This is a genomic window from Actinocorallia sp. A-T 12471 (assembly GCF_033875155.1).
Lineage (GTDB): Bacteria > Actinomycetota > Actinomycetes > Streptosporangiales > Streptosporangiaceae > Actinocorallia.
This window is the reverse complement of the sequence record NZ_JAWZTE010000013.1, coordinates 20,142-40,379: the sequence shown is the minus strand read 5'-3', so window position 1 is coordinate 40,379 and position 20,238 is coordinate 20,142. Positions and strand designations below refer to the sequence as shown.

15 protein-coding genes are annotated in these 20,238 nt (G+C 72.5%); 6 read left to right on the top strand and 9 right to left on the bottom strand.

The features are described from left to right. Positions 1-34: 34 nt before the first annotated feature. From R9X44_RS29020 to R9X44_RS29010, 3 genes are all read right to left on the bottom strand, one after another. Positions 35-472, bottom strand: a complete 438-nt coding sequence (locus R9X44_RS29020) for a hypothetical protein (RefSeq protein ID WP_319817503.1) — start codon at positions 470-472, stop codon at positions 35-37. Positions 473-503: 31 nt separating this feature from the next. Further along, positions 504-1,580, bottom strand: coding sequence for a DUF6745 domain-containing protein (locus R9X44_RS29015; protein WP_319817502.1), 1,077 nt, complete (start codon positions 1,578-1,580; stop codon positions 504-506). 153 nt (positions 1,581-1,733) lie between these two features. Further along, the gene (locus R9X44_RS29010) at positions 1,734-2,216 is read right to left on the bottom strand and encodes a MarR family winged helix-turn-helix transcriptional regulator (protein WP_319817501.1); all 483 of its coding nucleotides are present in this window, start codon (positions 2,214-2,216) and stop codon (positions 1,734-1,736) included. Positions 2,217-2,327: 111 nt separating this feature from the next. Here R9X44_RS29010 and R9X44_RS29005 point away from each other — a divergent pair, with 111 nt between their 5' ends. The 4 genes from R9X44_RS29005 (at position 2,328) to R9X44_RS28990 (ending at position 8,643) form a co-directional block, all read left to right on the top strand. Then, positions 2,328-3,497 carry an MFS transporter gene (locus tag R9X44_RS29005; RefSeq protein ID WP_319817500.1) on the top strand — a complete coding sequence of 390 codons (1,170 nt, stop codon included), beginning with the start codon at positions 2,328-2,330 and terminating at the stop codon, positions 3,495-3,497. A gap of 296 nt (positions 3,498-3,793) precedes the next feature. Continuing rightward, the gene (locus R9X44_RS29000) at positions 3,794-4,819 is read left to right on the top strand and encodes an aromatic ring-hydroxylating dioxygenase subunit alpha (protein WP_319817499.1); all 1,026 of its coding nucleotides are present in this window, start codon (positions 3,794-3,796) and stop codon (positions 4,817-4,819) included. A gap of 27 nt (positions 4,820-4,846) precedes the next feature. Further along, the gene (locus tag R9X44_RS28995) at positions 4,847-5,449 is read left to right on the top strand and encodes a nucleoside deaminase (RefSeq protein WP_319817498.1); all 603 of its coding nucleotides are present in this window, start codon (positions 4,847-4,849) and stop codon (positions 5,447-5,449) included. 203 nt (positions 5,450-5,652) lie between these two features. Beyond that, positions 5,653-8,643, top strand: a complete 2,991-nt coding sequence (locus tag R9X44_RS28990) for an NACHT domain-containing protein (protein ID WP_319817497.1) — start codon at positions 5,653-5,655, stop codon at positions 8,641-8,643. A 6-nt stretch (positions 8,644-8,649) separates the two neighbouring features. Here the strand turns inward: R9X44_RS28990 and R9X44_RS28985 are convergent, their stop codons facing one another. Then, positions 8,650-9,258 (bottom strand): TetR family transcriptional regulator, encoded by a 609-nt coding sequence (locus tag R9X44_RS28985; RefSeq protein ID WP_319817496.1) that lies wholly within the window; start codon positions 9,256-9,258, stop codon positions 8,650-8,652. Positions 9,259-9,358: 100 nt separating this feature from the next. Here R9X44_RS28985 and R9X44_RS28980 point away from each other — a divergent pair, with 100 nt between their 5' ends. Beyond that, entirely contained in the window at positions 9,359-10,801 is a 1,443-nt protein-coding gene (locus R9X44_RS28980; protein ID WP_319817495.1) for a cytochrome P450, read from the top strand. Between the two features lie 1,029 nt (positions 10,802-11,830). Here R9X44_RS28980 and R9X44_RS28975 read toward each other — a convergent pair. Then, positions 11,831-13,000: a hypothetical protein gene (locus R9X44_RS28975; RefSeq protein ID WP_319817494.1), complete on the bottom strand. Its 1,170-nt coding sequence runs from the start codon at positions 12,998-13,000 to the stop codon at positions 11,831-11,833. Between the two features lie 1,369 nt (positions 13,001-14,369). Next, complete coding sequence (locus R9X44_RS28970; protein ID WP_319817493.1) at positions 14,370-16,175, bottom strand: glycoside hydrolase family 15 protein; 1,806 nt, start codon at positions 16,173-16,175, stop codon at positions 14,370-14,372. A gap of 183 nt (positions 16,176-16,358) precedes the next feature. On the opposite strand from R9X44_RS28970, the gene R9X44_RS28965 reads away from it, so the two are divergent. Next, positions 16,359-17,084, top strand: a complete 726-nt coding sequence (locus tag R9X44_RS28965) for a DUF981 domain-containing protein (RefSeq protein ID WP_319817492.1) — start codon at positions 16,359-16,361, stop codon at positions 17,082-17,084. 9 nt (positions 17,085-17,093) lie between these two features. Here R9X44_RS28965 and R9X44_RS28960 read toward each other — a convergent pair whose 3' ends face one another. The 3 genes from R9X44_RS28960 to R9X44_RS28950 form a co-directional block, all read right to left on the bottom strand. Next, positions 17,094-17,486, bottom strand: coding sequence for a VOC family protein (locus R9X44_RS28960; protein WP_319817491.1), 393 nt, complete (start codon positions 17,484-17,486; stop codon positions 17,094-17,096). A gap of 43 nt (positions 17,487-17,529) precedes the next feature. Beyond that, a complete protein-coding gene (locus tag R9X44_RS28955; RefSeq protein WP_319817490.1) occupies positions 17,530-18,552 on the bottom strand; it encodes a zinc-dependent alcohol dehydrogenase family protein in 1,023 nt (340 codons plus the stop codon). Positions 18,553-18,662: 110 nt separating this feature from the next. Beyond that, positions 18,663-20,216 carry an adenylate/guanylate cyclase domain-containing protein gene (locus tag R9X44_RS28950; protein ID WP_319817489.1) on the bottom strand — a complete coding sequence of 518 codons (1,554 nt, stop codon included), beginning with the start codon at positions 20,214-20,216 and terminating at the stop codon, positions 18,663-18,665. Positions 20,217-20,238: the final 22 nt, after the last annotated feature.

Below are 20,238 nucleotides of genomic sequence, written 5' to 3'. Positions count from 1 at the left end.
GCCCGCCGGGGGACCCCGGCGGGCTCTCGCTCTCTCAGTCCGCGACGAGCCTGGCCCGCAGGCCCGACATCTCGCGCTGCCGCCGCACCGCGTAAGCGCCGGGCGCGCATCCTGAGCCGCCGTGCTCGGGGTGCAGCAGGTACACCGGGGCGGTCGCCTCGAAGACCCCCAGCGCGAGCCGGTCGAGGTCGAACACGTCGAGCGTCCAGCGGCAGGTCCCGGGGTCGGCGACGAGGGTGTGCGGGTTGCCGCCGTCCTCGCCGCGCAGCAGCACGGCCCCCTCGGGCGGGACGTCGGTCCAGCGCGCGGCGCTGTGCGCGCCGACGCGTCCGGCCAGCAGGGGCAGCGGGACGACGATGAGGTCGCCTTGGGCCTGGAGGCCGTCGACCACGGGGATCGCGACGTCGAACTCCAGGTGGTCGAGCGGGACGAGGCCGGTCTGGTGGCAGAGGTCGGTAAGTGTCACGTTCATGCGCATCACCATGAGGGGTTCTGGCCGGGCCTCAGGTCCGGCGGGAGAGGGTGGCGTACACGTCGCCGGACAGGCCGTAGGTCCAGGCCGCGGCCTCGACGGGATCGGCGAGATGGCCAGGCACGGTCAGGCCGTAGCGGCGGCGGTGCCCGTCGCGCTCGACCGAGCCGTTCACCGCGAGCAGGACCCGGGTGTTGCGGCGTTCGGTGTCGTAGAGCCGCAGCTCGAAGCCGGGATTGCCGGGATCGGGCGCGGTCGCGACGAGGGCGAGGCCCGCCTCGTCGAGGTAGGCGCCCCAGCCCATCCGCTCGATCGCGCACCGCCGGATCTCGACGTTGTGCTCCCGGGCGATCCGCGCGGCCGACGGGCGTTCCACCACCCACTCCGGGACGGTCGTGCCATGCCAGGCGTGCGCCGACCAGCCGTCGGCGTACCTGACGGCGGGGCCGTCGGCGCGGTGCAGGCGGACCTGGCCGTCCGGCGAGTCCGGCTCGGTGTGGATCTCCCTCGGCCGCTCGGAGACCACGCACACGTCCTCGCGCGGCCACCATTGGCCCGCCGACGCCGCGGCGGCCTTCCACAGGTCGAGGAACCTCTTCGACCCCTCTGGGAGGGCGACGCCGTAGCGGCGGCGTGCGGCGTCGGCCTCGGCCGCCCAGTCGCCGCGCAGAGCCCCGTACCACCCGGTGGACCTGAACCGCGTCTCCCAGGCGTCGACAAGGCCCGGCTGGTGGACCGCCGTCGCACAGGCCGCGACCGGAAGGCCGACCTCACGGCGCACCTCGGCGTACGCGCCGGCCGGGCGGATCAGCGGGTCGAGGGCGAGCCTGACGTCCACGATCCTGGCGCGCAGCGCCACCACCACGGGCAACGCGTCGAAGCCCAGCTCCGCCGGCGGCGTCGCCGCGCGGAGGCCGGGTGGCGCGGTGTGCAGGGCGGCGAACGGTGAGGGGACCCAGTGGAAGCGCGGCGGGGCGAATCCCGCCTCTTCGTACAGTCCGGACAGGGCGGCTTCGGCGGCCGGACGATCGGCGGGCGACGTCGAGAGCGTCATGCCCAGCCATTCCTGACGGATCAGCGCGACATCCCGTCGCTGCGATCCCGTCATCTCACGAGGGCGTGACGCCCCTTTCGCATGATCATGTCGCCGAGGATGACAGAGATCTCCCGGTCTGTCCAGCGCGTGTTCGGCGGGCCCGGGCCCGTCTCGGGGTGCGAGACCGGCGTCTTCGCACGTCGGGGGCGTTTCTGGAGGGAACCGTCAGACGGGGTCGGAACCGGACGGGATCTCGGCGAGGGCGTGGACGAGCGGGGCGAGCTCGGGCTTGGCGGCGGCGTCGGCGAGGGCCTCGCGCAGGGCGCGTTCGTTGGTCGGGCGGGCCGCCTCGAGGAGCGCGCGGCCCTCGGGGCTGACGTCGGTGTAGATGCCGCGCCGGTCGGTCGGGCACAGGTAGCGGGCCAGCAGGCCCCGGTTCTCCAGCCGGGTGACCAGGCGTGTCGTGGCGCTCTGGCTGAGCACGACGGCCTCGGCGACCTGCTTCATCTGGAGGTGGCCGCCCTCGCCGTCGTGCTGGCGGCTGAGCACGTCGAGGAGGGAGAACTCGCGGACGCTCAGGCCGTGCCCCGCCTCGAGGGCGCGTTCGATGTGCGCCTCGATCCTGCCGTGCAGCAGGGACAGCGCGCACCAGCCCTGGGCGAGCGAGGCCGTCGCTGGTCCTTGTGCGGCGGGGCTCGGGGCGGTCATGCCGCCAAGGATAGCAAAGGCCAGCCGATAGCCAGCGTTTGCAAGTATCCGGCGTCTGCAACTATTGTCGGCGACGGTTACATTCTCAAGCAAGTGATCAGGAGGGCCGTCGTGCCTCTCGCGCTCCTCGCCCTGGCCATCGGGGCGTTCGCCATCGGCACCACCGAGTTCGTGATGATGGGGCTGCTCCCGCTCACCGCCGCCGAGTTCGGCGTCTCCATCCCCGTCGCCGGATGGCTCGTCACCGGCTACGCCCTCGGCGTCATGGCCGGGGCCCCGATCATGACCGCGCTCGGCACCCGCGTCTCCCGCAAGAAGATGCTCATGCTGCTCATGGGCCTGTTCATCGCGGGGAACGCGCTCTCAGCCGTCGCGCCAGTCTTCGGGGTGATGCTCGCCGGACGCGTCGTGGCCTCGCTCACCCACGGCGCGTTCTTCGGCATCGGCTCGGTCGTCGCGGCGGGACTCGTCGCGCCCTCGCGGCGGGCCGGGGCGATCGCCGCGATGTTCACCGGGCTCACCGTCGCCAACGTCGTCGGCGTCCCCCTCGGCACGTACGTCGGCCACGCCCTCGGGTGGCGCGTCGCGTTCGGGGCGGTCGCCCTGCTCGGGGTCGTCGCGCTCGTCGGGATCGCCCGGCTCGTCCCGGAGATCCCCGCGCCGAGCGGCGTCAGGCTGCGGCACGAGATCCGCTCGCTCGGCGACGTCCAGGTGCTCCTGGCGATGGCCATGACCGTGCTCGGCTTCGGCGGGGTCTTCGCCGCGATCACCTACATCGCGCCGATGATGACCGAGGTGGCCGGATTCGCCGAGTCGTCCGTCACCTGGCTGCTCGTCCTGCTCGGGCTCGGCATGGTCGCGGGCAACCTCGTCGGAGGCAGGTTCGCCGACCGCGCGCTGATGCCGATGCTGTACACGTCGTTGGGCGGGCTCACGCTCGTCCTCGCCCTGTTCACCTTCACCGCGCGCTCACCGCTGCCCGCCGCCGTCACGCTCGTCCTGGTCGGCGCGCTCGGCTTCGCGACGGTGCCGCCGCTGCAGAAGCGCGTCCTCGACCACGCCTCGGGCGCGCCGACCCTCGCCTCGGCGGTCAACATCGGCGCGTTCAACCTCGGCAACGCACTCGCCGCCTGGCTCGGCGGGCTCGTCATCGCGGCGGGACACGGCTACACCGCGCCCAACGCCGTCGGCGCGGTCCTCGCCGCGCTCGCGCTCGGCGTCGCGGGCGTCTCGCACGCGCTGGAGCGGCGCGCGCCCGTGGTCGCGGTCCCGGCGGGTTGACCTCGGAGGCGAAGGGGCAATCCATCCGTAACCGCACCGGAACAGCGCGGACACCGGAATGGGACACCTTCTTTCCGACAGGATGTTCCGGTTCACGGACGGAGGTGGGACGGGTGCGGGCAACGGGTGATCTGCGGCGGCTCGTCCACCGGACCGCGTGGACGAGGGGGCGCGTCGCGCACGGGAGCCATCGGGCACGGGCCCTCCGGGCCTGAAGCACGCGCGCCGGACGCGACCGCGTACCGGCCGGGGGCCTTGGCCGCCCCCCTTCTCCCGCGCTCCCGAACGGAGTCCTGATGACCATCGCGTCGCTCCCCCGCGACTGCACCTTCGACCCCGCCGACTGGGCGATCCTCGCCGCGCACTGGTATCCCGTCGCGCTCACCCGCGACATCGGCGACCTGCCCACGGCCGTCACCCTCCTTGACGAGCGGCTCGTCGTCTACCGGGCGAACGGCTCGGTCGTCGTCGCGCCCGACCTGTGCCCGCACCGGGGCCTGCCGCTCAGCATGGGCACCGGCGACGGGACCGCCATCGCCTGCGGCTACCACGGGCTCAGGTTCGGCGAGGGCGGCAGATGCGTCGGCATCCCCGCCCACCCGACCGCGCGAATCCCCGAACGGATGCACCTCGCGACGTACCCGGCCGTCGAGCGTTACGGGCTCGTCTGGACGTGTCTGCGCCCGACCGGCGACGAACCGGACATCCCGCGCATGGCGCACTGGGACGAGCCCGGCTTCCAGCAGATCAACTGCCCGCACATCGACATCGCCGCGTTCGCCGGACGGCAGCTCGAAGGGTTCCTCGACGTCGCCCACTTCGGGTTCGTCCACCTCGAGTCCTTCGGCGACCCCGGCAACACCGAGGTGCCCGAGTACACGCCGGTACGGCATGAGAAGGGCTTCTCGGTCGACTACTGGAGCACGGTCAGCAACTACGCGCGCGGCGGGCCGAAGGCCCCCGAGGGGTTCCGGTGGCTGCGCCACTTCGACGTGCACCTGCCGTTCACCGCCACCCTCGTCGTGCACTTCCCCGGGGGTGGCAGGCTCAACATCATGAACGCCGCCTCGCCCGTCTCGGCCCGGATGACCCGGATGTTCGCGCCCATCGCGCGGGACTTCGACACCGACCAGCCGGTCCAGGGCGTCTACGACTTCAACCGGACGGTCTTCGAGGAGGACGCGCGCATCGTCGAGGCGCAGCGGCCGGAGAACCTGCCGCTCGACCCGCGCATCGAGGTCAACATCCCGGCCGACCGCAGCTCGGTCGCCTACCGGCGCGGCCTGCGCGACCTCGGCCTCAGCCACTTCTTCACCGCCTGACCCACCCCTCGCTCATCTGGAGAACCCATGGACGTTTCCGCCCTCGCCACATCCTTCGGCGCCCGCCTTCCCGACTGGGTCCTCGAGGAGATGGCCGACGTGCCGGAGACCCTGCCGTCCGACGCCGACAGGCTCACGCTCACCAACCGGCTCGCCTCACGCAACCACCGCGAGGACACGGGCGGGCCCTTCGCCGCCCTCGTTGTGGAGCGCGTCAGCGGACGCGTCATCTCCGCCGGTGTGAACGTCGTGCTGGCGTCCGACCTGTCTTCCGTGCACGCGGAGGTGACCGCCCTATCCCTCGCGCAGACCCGGCTGGGCCGCTGGGACCTCGGCGCGCCCGGCACGCCCGACCTTGAGCTCGTCGTCAACTGGCGGCCCTGCGTCATGTGTTATGGCGCGGCCATGTGGTCGGGCGTACGCCGTCTGCTCATCGCGGGGGACGGCCCGGAGCTCGAGGAGCTCACCGGCTTTGACGAGGGGCCCATGCGGGAGGACTGGGCCGCCCAGTTCGCCGCCCGTGGCATCGAGGTCTCTTACGGCGACTCCCCTGACGAGGCGATAGCCGTCTTCAAGGAGTATGGCTCCCGCGAGGACGCCGTCGTCTACAACGCGCGCGGCACCTCCTGACGTTCGCTTCTGGCCCGCCGACCGGCGGGCCGGAAGCGTCATCGGTAAAGGCCCTCCGAAAAGGCGGCCGCGGTCCACAATTCCGGGTGCCGGAACCCACTTCCGCGACGCCGACAAATGCGATCTTGAACGCGTTGTCCGCCGATCTCCGGGAAGATCGTTGACTTCGGGATAATCGCGGATCACTCGTCTACGATGACGGCGTGGACGCCCCCTGGACGGAATCCGTCGCGCAGTACCTCGGCGGCGGCATTCTCGCCTTCGTCGTCCTGTTCCTGCTGTCGTCCCTCGCCGAATCCCTGCTCGGCGGCCTGTCCCAGCGCATACTCGGCGGCCTTTCCCGGCTGGTCCGCGCGCTGTTCTCCATCGGCGGACGCCGCCGTCTGCTCCGCAAATACCGCGCCCGAGTGCTGTCCTGGTACGGCGAACACCGCCTCAACGAGAACAAACGCATCCTGCTCGACGGCGTCTACGTCGAATTCCGCTACCTTGACGACGGCCTGCGCCGCGACTACCGCGCCGACCTGACCCCCAAACAGGCGGTCCTCGTCCTCGGTGAGGCGGGCGCGGGCAAAAGCGTCCTGCTGAAACGGCTGCTGCTCGACTGGGCGGCCGACTCCGGCAGGCGCGGGCGCGTCCCGGTCTACGCCGCGCTCCACGAGATCACCGGGCCCGACGTCGACCTCGTCGGCCTGCTCGCCGCGCAGTTCGTCGACCTGTGCGGCCGCCGCAGGCCCGACGGCACCGACCCGGCCCGTCTGTTCGTGGAAAGGGAACTCGACAAAGGCCGCGTCCTCGCCCTTTTCGACGGCCTTGACGAGGTGGGTCCCGGCCTGCACCAGAAGGTCTCCACCGCGCTGCGCGACTTCCGCCGCCGCCACGCCGACCGCGGCAACGCCGTCATCGTCACCTCCCGGTTGTCGGTCTCCACCGGGGCCGTCGGCGACGCATTCGAGGCGATGCCCATCCCACCGTTCGACGACGCCTCGGTCCAGGAGTTCCTCGAACTGTGGACCGAGAGCGTCCGCGCCGACCGCCCCGGCCTCGCCACCCACCCGCCGGAGACGCTCTTCACCGAGATCCAGCGGATTCCCGCGCTGATGGACCTCGTCCGCAGCCCCCTGCTGCTCAACCTCCTTGTCGAGCTGCACGCGGCCGACCCCTCCGCGCCGCTTCCCGCGTCGCGCGGCGCGTTCTACCGCGAGATCGTCGCGCACATGCTCGACCGCGACGAGTTCATGAACCGCGTCCCCGACACCGAACGCGGCAGGTTCGACCGCGACGGCAAGCACACGGTGCTCAAACACGTCGCGCTGGAGATGAGCGGCTCCCTCGGAAGCGAGGACGACCGGCTGTCCGTCGGCTGGGAGCGGCTGCGCGGCGTCGCCGAGGAGGTCGTGCCCGGCCATGGCGAACGGCTCCTCGCCGAGATCCACGACCGCAGCCGCCTGCTCGTCCGCACCGCCGAGGGACGGTACCGCTTCCAGCACCGCTCGTTCCAGGAGTTCCACACCGCGCTGGCGTTCGCCGAGCAGTCCCGCGCCGGAGACCTGCTCGCCGCCTTCCGCACCGACCCGGCGTTCTGGCGCGACACCGTCCGGTACTGGTGCGGGCTGCGTGAGGTCGACTGCTCCGACGTCGTCGCCGCGCTGTTCGCCGAACCCGACCACCGAATCCTCGCGTTGGAATGCGTCGCCGAGGCCGCCCGCGTCAGGGACGAGGTCGCGCGGACCGTCCTCGCGCACTTCCTCACGGCGCTCACCGACGACGCCGACGAGGCGGTGCCCACCACACTCGGCCTGGTCGCAGCCACCACGAGCCGGTTCAGCCAGGAGGTCTTCGGGGCGCTCACCGCGCGCGCGGACCGTCCCGCGATCGACGCCCTGGCGCGCTCCGGGCGTCCCGAGGCGGCGACTTCCCTTGTCGGGCTCGCCTCCGCCGACCCGTACGCCTGGGAAGCCCTCGTCCGCATGGGCGAGGCCGCCATCCCCGCGTTGGAGACCGCGATCCGCGACGCCGGGTCGGCCCAGGCCGTCGACGCGCTCGGCTCGATCGCCACGCCCGCCGCCGCGCTCGCGCTCGCGCGCATGGTGTTCCTGCACGCCGAAGTCGAGCTGAAGCAGCGCGCGGCGTGGTGGCTCGCCGCCCTGTTCGACCGGCCCGCCGTGCTGCGCGCGCTCCGCGACCGCGCCGACCGGGCCTACGCCACGATGCCGTTCATGATCCGCACGGAGTCGTGGCGCAAGGACGCCTGGGCGCCCTTCACCGCCAAGGACGGCTCCGACACCGTCCTCGCCGCCGTCGCCTGCTGGGTCTCCGCCCTCATCCAGGACAGCGACCCGCCCCACGGCGTCGACCGCATCTCCCTGCGCCTCGGCGTCCGCATCGCCGCCCTCCAGCTTCGGGGGGAGACCATGGAGACCGGAACGATGTTCACCACCGAGCCCTCCGCGGACCCAACGTTCTCCGCCACGTTGCCCATGTCCTTTATGACGAACTCCTCCGAGGCGCGGGCCCGCCACCGGGACCTGACCGACCGCCTGCGCGGCTCCGACGGCCCGTCCATCGAAGCCGCCGTCGCCGAAACCCTCACGGAGTACGGGTGCGCCGACCGCTCCCGTGAGCTGATCGGACTGCTGCCCCCACAGGTACAGGCGTGGATCGTCCGTGAATGGGTGCTCAACGTCATGCCCTCGTTCTCCTTCCGGCTCGCCTGGGTGCCGACCGACAGCGCGTGGCTGAGCGCCGGTGAACAGCCGGTACCCGGCAGGAACCGCTGGGGCGTGGCGACCTCGGCCGTCGGCATCCCCTTCCTCGTCGCCGCGGTGGTGCTGCTCGGCGTCCTGACGGTGCGCGCCCAGTTCTTCTCCGGCTGGTGGCCGTTCCCCTGGCCCGCCTGGGCCCTGTGGGCGCTCCTGGTCGGCGCGGGCGTCGGCTTCTTCCTTGACGAGGTCGTCTTCGTCTTCTCCAGCTTTGGAGAGCTGCTTGTGGTCGGCTGCCTTCTGATCGCCGGACTCGGTTCCCTGTTCATGCTCGGCGTCGCCGTCGCCACCTTGACGGGATGGGCTCCGGCCGTCGCGATCGTCGGTCTGCCGACGCTGTTCACCCTGTTCGCGAACTCCCGGAAGCGCCGCCTTGACCGGATCAACACCAACTCCTTCGGCAGGCTGCTGCGCGAGTTCGGTCTCGTCTGAGGGCGCTCACCCGGTGGGGTGCGGGGCCTGGAGCGCGGCGGAGAGCATCGCGACGAGGTCGGCGGTGAAGGCGTCGTGCGACAGCAGGTGCGGTTCGGCGCGCGCGGCCCGCTCGGCGAGCACCGCGGTGAGGAAGGCGATGAGCGCGGCGACCCGCTCGAGCACGACGGGTTCCGGCAGCGCCTCGGCGAGGTGCTTCTCCAGCACCGACAGCTGACGGGCGATCTCGGTGCCCGCGAGGAACGGGGGCGCGTCCCTGGTGCGGACCCCGGCCTGGCCCGACACCTGCGCGACGACCCGCAGGAAGTCGCGGCCCTCCTCGGTGCGCAGCTCCGCCGCGATGGGCTCGACGATCGCCGCGACGACGCCGGGGACGTCGGCGCCGACGAGGTCGGCGTCGGCGCGGACGGGCTCCATCCGGTCCATGCCCGCGCGCAGGATCGCCTCGAGCAGCCCGCGGCGCGAGCCGAAGTGGTAGGTGATCGCCGAGTCGTTGGCCTGGCCCGCGAGCCACACGATGTCGCGGGTTTTCGCGGCGTCGACGCCCTGCTCGGCGAACAGCCGCGCGCCGGCTCGGACGAGCCGCGATCTTGTCTCGGTTGCGTTCCTGGCCACGGGGTGATACTAACAGAGGGCGTTAATAACGCGTGCCGTTAATTCGAATATCCGACAGATCCCCCGGAACGTGAACGAAATCCGACAGCGAGGTCCCCCGATGCGTTACGACCCGTTCGACCCCGGCTTCCAGGCCGATCCCTATCCCGCCTATCGCGCGCTGCGGGACGGCGAACCCGTCCACCGGCATGACGAGCCGCACTTCTGGGCGCTGTCGCGGTTCGCCGACATCTGGGCGGCGGTGCGCGATCCCGTCACCTGGTCGTCGGCGCAGGGCCTCACCTTCCTGCCGGACGAGATCACCATGCTCGGCCTCGCGCCGACCATCGTCATGCTCGATCCGCCACGGCACACCATGCTGCGGCGGCTCGTCTCGGCGGGGTTCACGCCGCGGCGCGTCGGCGGCATGGAGGAGATGCTCCGGGCGTTCGTGCGGGAGCGGCTGACGCTGATGGAGCGCAAGGCCGCCGACGGCGTCACGCCCGACCTGCACCGCGACTACGCCTCGCCGCTGCCCACCTTCGCGCTGGCGCACCTGCTCGGCGTGCCCGAGGCCGACCGGGCGAAGTTCGACCCATGGGTGTCGGCGCTCACCACGATCCAGGACACCGGCCTCGACCTCGAGGACGACGCCGCCGTCAACGCGGTCGCCGAGATGTTCGAGTACTTCGGGGCGGTCATCACCGCCCGCCGCGCCGACCCACGCGACGATCTCATCAGCGCGCTCACCGCCGCCGAGATCGAGGGCGAACGCCTCACCGACTGGGACATCCTCGGCTTCTGCTTCGTCATGGTCGCGGGCGGCAACGACACCACGGGCAACCTCATCTCGCACGCCGTCATGCTGCTCGACGGCGACCACGTCCAGCGCGAAATGCTCGTGTCCGACCCCATGCTGATCCCCGGCGCCCTGATGGAGTGCCTGCGGCTTGAGGGCTCGGTCCAGGCGCTGGCCCGCACCACAACCCGGCCCGTGGTGCTGCACGGCGTCGAGATCCCCGAGGGCGAGAAGGTGATGATGCTCTACGGCTCGGCCGGGCGCGACGAACGCGAGTACGGCCCCACCGCCGACCGCCTGGACATCACCCGGCGGATCGGCCGCCACCTCGGCTTCGCCAGCGGCGTCCACTTCTGCATCGGCTCCCACCTCGCCAAACTCCAGGCCCGCATCGCCCTCGAAGAGCTCTACCGCCGCCACCCCCACGCCGGCGTAGACCTCACCCAAGCCCACCGCATCTCCTCCCCCTTCACCCGAGGCTGGACCACCCTCCCCACAACCAACATCCACCCCTCCTTACCCACCCCCACACCCCCGCCCCGCCCCACACCCCGCCCACCACCCCACGTCCCTGCACCCGCACCACACCACCCTCGCCCACCGACCCTGCGCACCACCCCGCACCCGCGCCACACCAGCGTCACTCAGACACCCTCACTAGCGCCCCAATACGCACACAGCATCCACCTCGCCCACCGGCCCGCGTTACCGCCCTGCCACCCGCGCGCGCCCGCGTCTCTCAGCAACCCTCGTTACCACCCCTAGACGCGCGCAGCGTCCACTTGGCTCACCGAGCTGCGTTACCGCCCGTGCACGAGCGGTGCACCAGCCTCGCCCACCGACCCAGTGCGCCACCCCCGCACACACGCCGCACCAGCGTCGCTCAGGCACCCTCATCACCACCCCGGCACGCGCGCACCCACCGCGCTCACCGGGGTCGGGCAGCCCGCGGTTCCCGGGCGCCCCGGTACGCGCGCGCCCACCTCACTCACCGGCCCGCATTACCGCCCCGATACCCCTACCGCACCAGCGTCGCTCAACAACACTCGCCACCACCCCTCGACGCGCGCAGCGTCCGCCTCGCTCACCGACCTGCGTTACCGCCCATGCAGGAGCGGTGTGCCAACCTCACCCATCGGCCTGCTTGACCGCCGTTGAGCAAGCGGCGTCGCGCTCACGCACGTCGGCCACGCCCCGGCCACCGCCGCCCTCCCGGCCACCGCTCCCACCGCCCGCGTCGCCCACCGGCCTGCCTGACCGCCGGTGCACAAGCGGCGCGCCAGCGTCGCTCACCGGCCCACTTCGCCGCCCCTCGCGCGCGGTGCGTCAGCGTCGCTCAGTGGCCCGGTTCACCGCCTCGGTATGCGCGCCGCGTTCCAGTGGCGGGAGCAGCGCCCCGACGGGTACCGCCCCTAGAGGCGCGCCGCGTCCGCCGTGCTTTATCGCCGGTGCAGGAGCGCCGCGCCAGCGTCGCTCAACAGCACTCGTCACCACCCCTCGACGCGCGCAGCGTCCGCGGCGCTCACCGGCCCGCGTTGCCGCTTGTGCGGGGGCGGGGCACCGCGTCGCGCACGGGCCTGCGCTGCCTCCCCTGCGGGAGCGGGGTGCCCGCGTCGCTCAGCGGCCTGCGTTGCCGCCCGGGCGGGGGCGGGCTTCGGCGTCGGGCAGCGGCCCGCGTTGCGGGTTGTGCGGGGGTGGCGTGGCAGGGCTGCTCAGCGGTTCGCGTTGCGGCTTGTGTGGGAGCGGGGTGTTGGCGTCGGGCAGTGGTTTGTGTTGCGGGTTGTGCGGGGGTGGTTAGTGGTTTGGGGTGTTGCGGTCGGGTTGGGGGTCTGGGGCGCGGAGGTGGGGGTGGGGGGTGGGGGTGGGGCGGGAGGTGGTGGGGCGTTGGGTGTGGTGTCGGAGGGTGGCGGCGGTGGCGGTTGCGGCGAAGGCCGCGAGGCCCAGGGCGGCGAGGGGGTAGCCGAAGTCGGCGCGGTCGTCGGTGATGAGCTGTGGCGGGATGTCGCCGCGCGGGTCGGCGAGGATGGGCAGCTCGGTGCCCGGGTCGTAGAGGCGGACGTCGCCGAGGGTGCCGTTGAGGGGTTCGCCCTCGGGGCCGGTGAGGCGGTAGGTGTAGTAGCAGCCGGAGTCGGTGCTGTCGGTCTGTTCGCAGGCCACGTCGCCGACGACGCCGGTCGTGCGCTCGCCGAACGCGTTGAGGTAGGCGTCCTTGGGGATGACGCAGCCGCCGACGAACACCGCCCCGGCGAACAGCAGCGCCGTCCAGGCGGGCCACCAGGCTTGCTGGCCGTCCGCCTTGACCTCGGTCGCGACGGCGAGCAGGAACGGCGCGGCGAGCGCCGCGAGCCCGAGCGGCACCCCGAGGATCCAGGCGACGGCCCCCGGCCACGCCGCGATCGCCCACCCCTCAAGCAGGGAGACCGCCGCGAGCCCGCAGGTGATGAGCGCCGCGCGCACGCCCACACTTTCCGGCACGAACCGCCGCAACCCGGAGATAACGGGAGTACCGCGCCGCGCGTTCAACTCCCCGAGGATGAGGGCGAGCGCGACGAGCAGCGTCCAGGCCGTGAACGCGGCCGCCGAGGCCACGTCGTACCCCCGCTCGTCGACCTCGGTGGTCAGCCGGGGCGCGAGGAGGGAAACAGGGTCCACGACCACGTCGAGCGGTGCGCCCGGCTCGAGCCCGTCGGCGGCCCCTTCGACAGTCCCGCCGATCGGGTGCCCCGCGCCGTCCGCGACCTCGTAGACGTCGTAACCCCCGTGCTTCGCCGTCCTGTGCTCAACCCCGACCACCACAGCCTCGACCCGTTCCCCAAAGGCCCGCAGGTAGAGATTCGTCGCCACCCCCGTCTGGACCAACCCGAGCAACGGCAGTCCCGCGACAACACACGCCAGCACCGCGGCCCACCCCGCACCCCACCTGGTCAACAGCACCCACGCCCCCACCAGCGCTCCGGCCGCCACGATCCCGAACCCCCCACCCCACAGACCACCCAGACCCACCGCAAGCCCATCAACCGCCCACACCACCACCGCCCCACCCACCAAAACCGCCCAGCGCCCCACCACCACACCCCACCCATCTCCACCCACCACAACCCCCTCCTCAAGCCGTCCCCCGCCTTCCGACGCTCCCCACCCCCCAAAAGTTCACCCCCACCCCAACCCCCGGCCCCGGCCCCGGCCACGGCCACGGCCACGGCCCCACCCTCAGCCCACCCGACCTCCGCCTCCACCCCTAGCCCCGCCTCCGCCCTCCCCCAGCCTCTGCACCCACACCGCCCCCACTCCCAACCCACATCCGCCCACGCAGCCCACCCCCGAATCCCCTCACCACCGCCCCCGCCTCACCCCGACCCCGACCCCGACCCTCCCCGCCCTCCACCCCCCGGCCCCGGCGCTACCCTCAGCCAGCCTCTGCAACCGCGCCGCCCCACTCGCCTCCGCCCCCGCCCCCGACCCCCCTCCCGGGCCTCCGCCCCCAGCCCCACCCCCCACCCTTCCTCCGCGCACCCCACCCATCTCCACACCCCAACCCACCCCGGCCTCCACCTCCACTTCCCACCACACCAAACCTTCCGCACCCCCGCCCACCCCGAACCCCGCACGCCAACCCCTCCTCACCCCCACTCACGCCGCCCCCGATCGCCCGGCATCGCCCCGAACCCACCCGCCCATACCGCCGCAGGCCAAACCCTCCGAATGACCCGCCCGCACCCCCACCCCAGCACACCAAACCCCCCTGAACCGCCCACCCACACCGCCCCCGATCACCCGGCACCACCCGCCCACGCCGCCCCAAATCGCCCGGAACCGCACAAACTCCACCCACACCCCCACCCCACTAAGCCAACCCCCCCCGAACTACCCGCCCACGCTGCCTCCCATCGCCCGGCACGGGACGAACCCCGCCCGCCCACCCCAGTACGCCGAACCCCTGGACCACCCGCCCACCCAACATCCGCCCGCCTCGGAGCGGCCGGGTGCGGCCTGCGGGCCGGGTTAGCTGCGGTAGCCCCGGGTACGGCCTGCGGGCCGGGACGGCCGGATGCGGCTCGTCAGCCAGGGTGGCCGGGCCAGCCCGGGCTCGGCAGCCCGGGCTCGGTAGGGCGGGACAGGGCCTGTTGGCCGGGAAGGACGGGTGGCCGGGCGGGCGGGTGGGGAGTGTTAGTCGGGGTGGGCGGAAGTGGGGCGGCGTGGGTGCAGAGGTTTAGTGAGGGCGGAGGCGGGGCGGGGCCGGAGTTTAGGGTGGAGGCCGGGGTGGGGGTGGGTTGGGGAAGTAGGTGCGGGGTGGGTGGGGGTGGAGGGTGAAGAGGGGTGGGGGTGGGGTTGGTTAGGTGGGGTGGGAGAGGGTCCAGGCGGTGTTGATCAGGCCGATGTGGCTGAAGGCTTGGGGGGTGTTGCCGAGGTGTTCGGCGGTGCGGGGGTGGATTTCTTCGGGGAGGAGGCCGAGGTCGTTGCGGTGGGAGAGGGCGCGTTCGAAGACTTCGTGGGCTTCGGCGGTGCGGCCGGCGAGGGCGAGGGCGTGGGCGAGCCAGAAGGTGCACATGAGGAAGGAGCCTTCTTCGCCGGGGAGGCCGTCGGCGGTGAGGTAGCGGTGGACGAGGCCGCGTTCGTCGGTGAGGCGGTCGGCGACGGCGTCGATGGTGGCGAGCATGCGGGGGTCGTCGGCGGGGAGGAAGCCGGTGAGGCACATGGTGAGGGCCGAGGCGTCGAGGTCGGTGGAGTCGAAGTCGCGGGTGAACGCGCCCACCTCGGGCTTCCAGGCGCGGGCGAGGACCTCGGCGTGGATCGCGTCGCGGGTCTCGGTCCAGTACGCGACGCGGTCGTGCGCGCGCAGCAGATCGGCGAGGGCGAGGGCGTGGTCGAGCGCGGCCCAGCACATCACCTTGGAGTGGGTGAAGTGACGGGGCCCGCCGCGGACCTCCCAGATGCCCTGGTCTGCCTCGCGCCAGCGGTGCGCGGCCGCGTCAGCGCACGCGACGAGGAACGAGCGGGTGGCGTCGTCCATGTCGGTGAGGTAGTCGGCGAGGCGGCGGGCCGCGCCGAGCAGTTCGCCGTACACGTCGAGCTGGCGCTGGTTCCACGCGCCGTTCCCGACCCGGACGGGTCTGCTGGAGCGCCACCCGTCGAGGTGGTGCATGACGCGTTCGGTCAGGTCGTGCTCGCCGCCGATCCCGAACATGATCTGCAGGGACAGTTCCTCGTCCACCGCGCCCGCGCCGGTGGCGGTCAGGAAGGAGAAGAAGACCTCGGCCTCGGTCGGGCAGGCCGCGACCCACAGCGCGCCCATGGTGAGGCTCGCGTCGCGCACCCAGGTGAAGCGGTAGTCCCAGTTGCGTTCGCCGCCGACGTCCTCGGGCAGCGAGGTCGTCGGGGCCGCGACGATCGCGCCGGTCGGCTGGTAGGTGAGCGCCTGCAGGACGCGTCCGCTGAGGCGTACCTCGTCCCGCCACGGCCCCTCGTACGCCTGGTGGAGCTCGGACCAGGACCGCCACGAGGCCGCCGTGCCGTCGAGGACGCCGACGAGTTCGTCCTGGGTCCACACCCGCGCGGGCTCGTGTCCCAGCGCGCTGTGGTGGAGCGCGAACAGCAGCGGACGGCCCGGCGTGAGCCGTGTCGTGCCCTCCGCCGCGCCCTTGGCGAGCCGCAGCGGGACGGGGCTGGTCAGCACGAGCCGGTCCGCGCCGCCGGACGCGGTGACCCCGCCTTCGGTCTCGGCGAGCAGCGGGTGGATCAGCCCGTACTCGGGCCTCGGCCGGAACACCGTCTCGATCTCTGCGTCGCCGCCCCGGCACTCGACCCGCCGCACCAGCAGGTGCGGCGCGTGCGCGCCGAGCGCGTGGGCGCGCTCGCCCGTCCCGAGGGCGAGGGCGTCGGTGAGGACGACTTCGGCGTCATCGAGCCGGAAGGTCGTCTCGAGCACCATCGTGTCGTCAAGGTACCGACGGGAGGACGTTGCCTCGCCGGTCGGCCGGATCGACCAGTGCCCTGCCTCGTCGTCGAGGATTCTGGCGAACTGCGAGGGGGCGTCGAAGCGCGGCAGGCACAGCCAGTCCACCGAGCCGTCGCGTGTGACGAGCGCCGCGGTCCTGCAGTCCGACAGCAGCCCGTGGTCGGCGATCGGAATCCTGCTCATGCCCGCCCCCGTGGTGAGTCCCTGCTCCCAGCCCTACCCGGCGGCGCGCCCCGGCACCCGGACCGCCGCCCCGGCCGAAAGCGACCAGATTGGGGGAATGTGGGCGGTTTTTGGGATTCGCCGGGGGCGCGGTGAAGAAGCGGAGGGTACGGGGCCGGTTAAGGGGCGGAAAAGGGGGCTCGCATGGTGATCGGGGACGCGGGGGCCGTGCAGGCGGCGTTGAAGATCAACTGGGCCGAGATGCCCACCTACAACACGATCATGGCGGTCGCGGCGGGGGCCGGGCTGCTGCTCGTGGCGGGACTGTGGCGGAAGCTGTCCACGCCGGGCGGGGAGCTGCACGCCGAAGGGTGGGCGCTGGCGTTCGGAGTGCTCGGCACGATCCTCACGCTGACCGGCCTGCACATGACCCTCACCTGGCCGCTCGCCGCCGGGGGCTTCCCGTTCGACAACATCATCTTCGGCGAGCCGTCGCTGGCGTTCGGGGTGCTGCTGCTGTTCGCGGGCGGCTACCTGTGGCGGCGCGGCCGTCTTGTGGAGGAGCATCCGGAGCGGGAACGGCATCTGGCGGGGCTCGCCGGGCCGGTCTCGGTGTTCGTGTTCGGCATGGGCCTGGCCTGCTGGGGGATAGCCGCGGCCGGCGTCTGGTACCAGCTGTTCGCCGCGCCGAAGGAGGAGCCGATCTCCGGCCTGTTCGCCGACCACCCGATGGTCGAGGCGGTCTTCGTCTCCCTGCTCTACTTCCTCGTCGGCCTCGGCGCAGTGCTGTTCCCGTTCGCCCTCGGCGGCCGTCGCGCGGCCCTGGGCAAGGTGATCGTCTGGGCGTGGGCGATCTCCGGCGCGCTCTTCCTGCTGTTCGGCGCGCTCAACTACTTCACCCACATCGGCCTGATCGTCAACACGATGTGACGCCGGAGCCTAGTCGTCGTCTTCGCCCGCGTAGACGGCGAGTTCTACGAGGTTGCCGTCGGGGTCGCGCAGGTAGAGGCTCGTCATCGAGCCGAGCGCTCCGACGCGCGCGACGGGCCCCTCGACGGCGACGCCGTGGACGCCCAGGGCGGCACTGACCTCAGCGAGGGTCGCGCCTTCCAGGACAAAGCACACATCAGCACTGCCGGGCGTCGGCGCCTTGGCGTCCGGCCGCCCATCGCCGCACTGATGGAAGTTGATCTTGCTGGGCCCGAAGGCGACGGCGCGACGCCCGGGTTCGGCGGGTGCGTCCCGCATGCCGAGGACGTCCCGGTAGAACGCCGCGCTCCGCTCCACGTCGGCGACGGTGAGGACAAGGTGGTCGAGTCGTGAGATGCGCACGAGTCCCCTCGTTCCCCGCAGGCCCGGACGCCACGCCGTCGTCTCAGGGCCGGAGCAGGGCCTTGACGGCGCGGCGTTCGTCCATCGCGCGGTACGCCGAGGCCGCGTCCTCCAGCGGAACCTCGAGGTCGAAGACGCGGCCGGGGTCGATCTGCCGGGTCCAGATGAGGTCGATCAGCTCGGGCAGGAACCTGCGGACGGGCGCGGGCCCGCCGTGCAGGTGGACGGCCGAGAAGAACAGCTCGTTCCCCGACAGCTCCACATCGTGCGAAACCCCGACGAAGCCGATGTGCCCGCCGGGCCGGGTCGCCCGGATCGCCTGCGTCATCGACTCCTGGGTGCCGACCGCCTCGATCACGCTGTGCGCGCCGAGACCCTCGGTGAGGTCCTTGAGCCGCGCGACGCCGACGTCGCCGCGCTCGGAAATGATGTCGGTCGCGCCGAACTCGAGGGCGAGCTTCTGCCTTGAAGGGTGCCTGCTGAACGCGATGATCCGGTCCGCGCCCATCCGCTGCGCCGCGAGCACGCCGAGCAGGCCGACGGCCCCGTCGCCGACGACCGCGACGGTCTTGCCGGGCCCGGCCTGGGCGGCGTCGGCGGCGAACCAGCCGGTGCCCAGCACGTCGGACGCCGTCAGCAGCGACGGGATCAGGTCGTCCTCGGGCGGCTCGGGCGTCGCGACGAGGGTCCCGTCGGCGAGGGGAATCCGCGCGTACTGCGCCTGGGTGCCCATCAGGTTCATGGGCACGGCGTGCACGCAGCGCGACTGGTAGCCCGCCAGGCAGATCTCGCAGGTGTCGTCGGAGGCGAAGAACGACCCGACGACGAAGTCGCCGACCGCGATCCGCCGCACGTCGGGGCCGATCTCCTCGACCACGCCGACGTACTCGTGGCCCATCGGCACGGGCCCGTCGGCCTTCTCGATCCCCCGGTAGGGCCACAGGTCGGAGCCGCACACGCACGACGCCGTCACCCGGATGACCGCGTCGGTCGGCTCGATGATCCCCGGGTCCGCGCGGTCGGCCACCACGACGTCGCCCGGCCCGTTCAGCACAACTCCACGCACGGGATCTCCCCCTCCGCTCGCCGACCCTTCTGAGCGGTCATTCCTCGCATCACTGGCGAAGCTCACGTCCCGGCGGAGTCTTTGCCCCCGCCGGACTGGCCCGTGACCCGTCAGTCCTCGGCGGCGCGGAGGGTCGCGGTGCGGGTCGGCCGGGTGCGGCCCCGGACGGTGACCTCGCCGCTGATCTCCCAGTGCGCGGCCTCCCCGGGATCGGCCGCGTCCAGGACGGTCCCCGCGGCCATGAGCAGCCCCGGCGTCTTCTTGGCCAGCTCGGTGAGCCGCGCCGCCTCGTTGACGGGGTCGCCGATGACCGTGTACTCGAACCGGTGGACCGCCCCGATGTGCCCCGCGACGACCTCGCCGCCCGACACGCCGACCGCGGCCGTCACCCCGGGGACCTCGGCGGCGAGCCGCGCGGCCATCGTCCGCGCCGCCGCGAGGGTCCTTGTCGGCGCGTTGTCGAGCGGTGAGGGCGCGCCGAAGACGGCGAGGGCGGCGTCACCCTCGAACTTGTTGATCCAGCCGCCGTGCCGCTCCACGACGTCCACGACGACCGCGAAGAACTCGTTCAGCAGCGTCACCACCTCGATCGGCGGCCGGGTGGCGGCGAGCCGCGTCGAGCCGACGAGGTCGACGAAGATGACGCACACGTCGCGCAGCTCACCGCCCAGCTCGACGCCGTGTTCGAGGGTGAGGCGCGCGACGTCCTCGCCGACCTGGCGGCCGAACAGGTCCTGGATCAGCTCGCGCTCGCGCAGCCCGGCGACCATGTGGTTGAACCCGGCCTGGAGCTGGCCGATCTGGCTGCCGTCGTACACCGGCACCTCGACGTCGAGGCCGCCCCGCTCGACCTCCGCGATCGCCTGCCGCACCGAGTCGATCGGCGCGGCGACGGCCTGGGCCACAAGGTAGGTGACCGCGACCCCGACCACCAGCGCGGTTCCGCCGAGCGCGAGGGCCACCCAGGCGAGTTCGGCGGCGGTCACGTCGACGCCGAGCAGGGTGACCGCGCCGAAGATCAGCAGGCCGAGGACGGGGATCGCGGTGCCGAGCGTCCAGGCGAGCACAAGCCGCGCCACGACGCCCGGGACGCCCGACTCCTCGGGCACCCGAGTACTGAGCGCGTCGGTGACGAACCTGCGGAACAGCCGCTCGGTCAGCAGGTAGATGATCGTGCTGGTGGTCAGCCCGCCGAGCAGGCAGGTGAGGCCGACCTTGAGCGCCATCAGCGGCGAGAACCACAGGTTGACCGCGGCCCATCCGACGCTGGCCAGCCCCCACAGCACGACGTGCACCCGCATCATGCGCAGCGGCGCGCGCAGCATCAGCCGCCGCTCGTCATCGGCGAGCCGCCGTCCGGTGAGGAACAGCCGACGCATGGGCCGGAACAGGCGCAGGCCCCAGACCGCCCCGACGACGATCGCGACGGTCAGGTACGCGAGCAGCAGCGCGGTGTTGAAGGCGCGGAGCGCGGCGGCGTCGGCGAGGTCGGCGGGGTCGGGCAGCACGACGATCGCCAGGGCGAGCACCACGAGCGCGCCGCCGATGTTCGCCACGACCACGCTGGACAGCACGAGCCGCCGGGTGCGCGCCTCGATCCGCTCCCGTGACGCGGTGGGGGGCCCGTCGAGCACCCGCGCCAGCACCCGCCCGACCCGTCCCATATGCCCCAACCCTAGTGCGGAA